Below are 3,298 nucleotides of genomic sequence, written 5' to 3' on the forward strand. Positions count from 1 at the left end.
CATTGTAGGAGCCAGTCATCAGGTGCGGACCAGAACGTGATTGTATCTTAGTCGCTTTTAAGGGCTTCCTCAGGGAGCAGTATCTCGGGTCGTTGGCGGCAATCTGCAGCCCGTGCGAACGCTCTAATTCGATCCCACTCGTCGGGTGTGAGGTTGCTATCCATAATTGACAACTACCTGTTTAGCGTTTTAATATTTTCTGTATTTATATGAAATAAAAGGCAGTTAGGGAAGGCAACGAGGACAAACTAACCTCAGGAGGGTCCCTACGACACCCCCTTGAGACCGGCTTTAGTCCCAGACTTAACACACCGTATTTCGAGTGAAAATACCATCGCTGTCTGGTGGTTTTCTCCGGAGACAGTGGTGTGTGCCAATTCTTCAGCGATTAGTCGACCAGACTGTGAGTTTTTGCACCCCCAGTCGGGTGCGGGGCGGTCCAGTGAGAGCGTCCCGACAGTACCCATGGCATCGAAGACCACCAACNCCCAGTCGGGTGCGGGGCGGTCCAGTGAGAGCGTCCCGACAGTACCCATGGCATCGAAGACCACCAACAGCGATCAGACCGGAGAACAGCACCCAGCATCTAGCGAAGCGCAGTTCCCAGACCTCACAGTCCACGCCGAAGGGACCGCAGATCGACTTCGACGAGTCAATGAACCCGGGAAGGCCGATTGTCTCGAAACAGTCGAGGTCGAGCTAGCTGTCGAGTACGATATCGCCTCCTACGACGAGTGGCGCAATCTCGTCGACCCAGACTACGCCATACACGGACGGACCGTTGAGAAGGGCACGATTATCGACGACTTGCTCGACAGACTTGAAGGCCACTACCGCCGGCAGTCGTCCTCTAGGTATGAAGCCCCGGACTGGAATCTCACGGTGACNGACAGACTTGAAGGCCACTACCGCCGGCAGTCGTCCTCTAGGTATGAAGCCCCGGACTGGAATCTCACGGTGACCGGCTCGGCGACTGCGTGGCGACGACTCTTCATGGAATTTTCCCAGATGCGAGGTTCAGATTCCGACCGTGCCGACAAAGGCTCTCTTCGTCTCAAACGGTTGCTCGCCGCAGACCTCGTAGACACAGGCGCAGCGCTGGCTGCCCTCGAACTCATCAACCAGTACGATCTGGACAGGGCCACGGACACGTTCATCGCAGAAGTGACGGACAGCACGGACGGCGAGTAGCCAACTCGTCCTGCCTTGGTCTCGGTTCTTACCGAAGACAGCAAAACACTGGTATCTGTCTCTAGGTTGGTAGATCAGGCTGTGCAAGATGCACAGCGCGTATTCAACAGCTACGGGACTACACTCCTATACGTTGATTATGGTCTAAACGTTTCCTCAAACAGGATAGCACTTGACTCAGTATCAGTATAGACGATAGTGACCTCAAGTTCGTTAGCTTCTGGCCCTGTTCTGTCCGGTGGTTCACGGAAATCGGCTCCACCAACCTTTATTCGGAATTGTATTGTATCCCCCGCAGCCCATGTGTTTGGATCTGCAGGAACGATAACTTGGTTCGGAGCTCCGTTACTGGTATCGATTATATCGTCGCCTTGAACATTTGTGGAGTCAATGGCATTCGAGAAGTAGCTATCAGCGGGTAAATTGACCAATCGTGCGTTGGAATCAAGATTTGGGCCAGATGCCTGAACGATAATCTCAATATTCTCAACGTGCACCCTATCACCTGCAATGTGAGTAATTCGAACAATCTGTTCATCAGAACTACTACCGGGTTCAAATTCACCGCTCGTTTGGCCTACAACTGGCGCAGTGTCGTTGAGGTCTTCTGTGAATCCAAGAACGAATATCGAGATAGTTGCGGTTAGTATGACTGCAATTGCGACCATCAAAATAACCGAAATAACAGGTGAGACGGCCCGGTTCGGTTCCACAGGTCCAAGATCCCTATTTGCAGAATGGACCACCGACTTGATAAATAACCGCCTTACTTCTCACAGCTCTCTGCTGACTTCAAGCTCTACATTTTGCACGGCAACCAGTGACAACATCATCAGGTCGACAACTGTTTCACTGTATCAGGCAAGACTCTCGCTCTCTGTTGGTTTGTGCTTCCCTCGGGGCTGGAGTTTAAATACGATGACGAACGCAACCAAGCGTGTGACTGACCGAAATCCTGAGTACGATCCCGCNGGTTTGTGCTTCCCTCGGGGCTGGAGTTTAAATACGATGACGAACGCAACCAAGCGTGTGACTGACCGAAATCCTGAGTACGATCCCGCGGATATCCTCGGTGCCGCGAGTTCCGACCCTGAAACGAGAGGGAACGGACGGGAACGAGTCCTCGAATCCACCAAGTATCCCGACCATACAGAGGATGATGCTCGTACCTGTACGACCTGTGGACAGGATATTCCCCGGGATGAACGCCAGTGTCCGTTCTGCGCTCAAACCGACATCTCAGAGACTTCGTCCGACGATCAGGATAGCAGCCCACTTGGGGAGTGGACGTTCGGGCGGGTTATTCTGGCACTCGTCGAAGCGAACACTGACTTCCATGCACGAGCCCTCGGCGCTGCGGCCTTCTCCGTGTCTGATAGCATCGCGAGCGGCGAGGGTGTCTCCCATGGAACCGTGAAGTGTCGAGCAGCCTTCGGCACCGAGCCAGCCGCCACTCTCACGCAGGGCTGGCCCGAGCTGCCGACCGAAACCACGATCGACGAGGAACCCGGACAGGCGCTCTTGGAGACAGCCGACAAACAGACTAACTGGGATGGAGACGACGTCCAGCCACGGATCTATCTCGAGGACGGGTCGCCGGTCACCGACCGCTCGGAGTTCCAGCAGCTCACGGATGAGTTCCGACAGAACGACGGCACGTACTGGCTTGTTCCCGGCGTCGTGCAGCGCCATCAGGCAAGAGCCGAACCGGAGATAATCGGTATCGGGTTCCACTGTCGGCAGTGTGGCGCCGTGACGGGACACGANGTGCAGCGCCATCAGGCAAGAGCCGAACCGGAGATAATCGGTATCGGGTTCCACTGTCGGCAGTGTGGCGCCGTGACGGGACACGAATCTCACGGACTCGATGGCTTCGAGTGCCACCCACATCTTGACCGCATGATCTGGACCTGCAGGGAGTGTGGGCAGCACCGACACGAACCTGAGCAGGAGGATGACACGGAGAATATCACGGGCTATGAGCATCTTCCCGACGGCGTCTCACCCGAAGACATCCACGGCGACGAGCCAGACTTCCAGGAACAAGAGTTTCAGGACCAGATCAGTGCCTATCGCGAGCGGAATGGCTTCTTTCCGTGGGAGCCAA

At 55.1% G+C, this 3,298-nt stretch carries 3 protein-coding genes; 2 read left to right on the top strand and 1 reads right to left on the bottom strand.

The genetic code is table 11. The features are described 5' to 3' along the window. Positions 1–534: 534 nt before the first annotated feature. On the top strand, positions 535–1,191 hold the full coding sequence (locus C442_RS20685) for a hypothetical protein (RefSeq protein WP_008314004.1): 657 nt from the start codon (positions 535–537) through the stop codon (positions 1,189–1,191). A 137-nt stretch (positions 1,192–1,328) separates the two neighbouring features. On the opposite strand, the gene C442_RS21355 is transcribed toward C442_RS20685, so the two are convergent. After that, positions 1,329–1,937, bottom strand: coding sequence for a type IV pilin N-terminal domain-containing protein (locus C442_RS21355; protein ID WP_338035260.1), 609 nt, complete (start codon positions 1,935–1,937; stop codon positions 1,329–1,331). Between the two features lie 262 nt (positions 1,938–2,199). Here C442_RS21355 and C442_RS20690 point away from each other — a divergent pair. Continuing rightward, on the top strand, positions 2,200–3,298 hold a 1,099-nt coding region (locus tag C442_RS20690), incomplete at its 3' end, for a hypothetical protein (RefSeq protein WP_008314007.1).

The sequence above is a fragment of the Haloarcula amylolytica JCM 13557 genome (assembly GCF_000336615.1).
GTDB lineage: Archaea > Halobacteriota > Halobacteria > Halobacteriales > Haloarculaceae > Haloarcula > Haloarcula amylolytica.